Raw genomic sequence first — 1,105 nt, 5'->3', positions numbered from 1 at the left:
TGACGAAAGCTGGCTGTATCGCGTTCGGCATGCATGGCGCGGACACGGCCTGGCGCGGCATGCGACAAGCCTGGACCGGGCACGACACTGCAACACTGACTCAGCAGGGCGCAACGAAGCTCGCAGAGACCATGCGGGCGCCGCCGGACTGGCCGGCAATATCGGGCTGTCGCTGGATATTGGTGTGGGATTCGGCCTCGCCGGCATGCTGAAGGCCGCGCGGGTGGCGAGCATTACCGCCGGGCGGATTTACCTGGTGCAGCATGAGGCGAAATCGCTGAAAGGTCCCGGTGGGCACACGATTGCGAAGCACGTGGGGAAAACGGAGGCGCAATTGCGAGCGAGGTTGATGCAGGGGCCCCGGTTAACGGCGGCATTATCGTTCACGGACCTGCGCACAGCCGAGTTCGCCATCTCGGAGGCGTTGCGCGCCCATAGTGGCCAGATAAAGACATGGGCGGCGGGCTACGGGGCGGCAAAGCTGCGCTTCGATGCCGCTACGATCAAACCTGTTGGCAAGGTTGTTTTGCGGACGACGGGCAGATTGGAGGATGCTCGCAAAGTTCGCGTGGTGCTATTGCGAGAGCAATACAATGGAATGCCCTACTTCGTACTGACAGCATTTCCGATAAGCTGATTTTATGACTGATTCCCGATACCCGGAGCTATGGCAGTTGATTGGGGCCTATTTCAATCAGGACTTCGATATGTTTGGGGACAGCATCGAGGATCTGATCGCGGTATATATCTCGGAATCCGATCCCGCTACGCGGAAGAGGGTGATTCAGGATATTGAGAGGTTCATGGCTGAAAACCGTGGCGCGATCGAAGAAGCCTATCGCAGGGAGTTTGGTGAAGAGATCGACTGGGGAATCAGCCACGAGGCGTTCCTCCGGAAAGTCGAGCATCTCATTCACACCAGCCTATAAAAAAAGGGCGCCTTGGCGCCCTTCTTCATTCCAACCCGGGCGGGGAGAGGGGAGCGATACGCTGGCGTCAGCGATCGTAGTCCTCTCGAAATTTCCTTGTTCCCGCGTGGGTTTGCGCCATCTCAATAGTGCGCTGGCGCTGGGTCGGTAGCGTCGGGCCTCTCTTTTCATGGGGG

2 protein-coding genes are annotated in these 1,105 nt (G+C 58.8%); both read left to right on the top strand.

Features of this window, described 5'->3' with window-relative positions:
- Nucleotides 1-637 (top strand): RNase A-like domain-containing protein (locus AB4Z27_RS29100; RefSeq protein WP_441645997.1); only part of this gene is annotated, 637 nt, incomplete at its 5' end.
- A 4-nt stretch (nucleotides 638-641) separates the two neighbouring features.
- Nucleotides 642-929, top strand: coding sequence for a contact-dependent growth inhibition system immunity protein (locus AB4Z27_RS29095; protein ID WP_144203685.1), 288 nt, complete (start codon nucleotides 642-644; stop codon nucleotides 927-929).
- Nucleotides 930-1,105 lie beyond the last annotated feature (176 nt).

Source organism: Cupriavidus sp. KB_39 (assembly GCF_052114485.1).
Taxonomy (GTDB): Bacteria; Pseudomonadota; Gammaproteobacteria; order Burkholderiales; family Burkholderiaceae; genus Cupriavidus.
Note: the sequence above shows the minus strand (reverse complement) of the source record. Positions and strands in the feature narration are given on the sequence as shown.

Coding starts and splice junctions, on each gene's coding strand:
- AB4Z27_RS29095 (WP_144203685.1), top strand. CDS start 642: ATGACTGATTCCCGATACCCGGAGCTATGGCAGTTGATTGGGGCCTAT.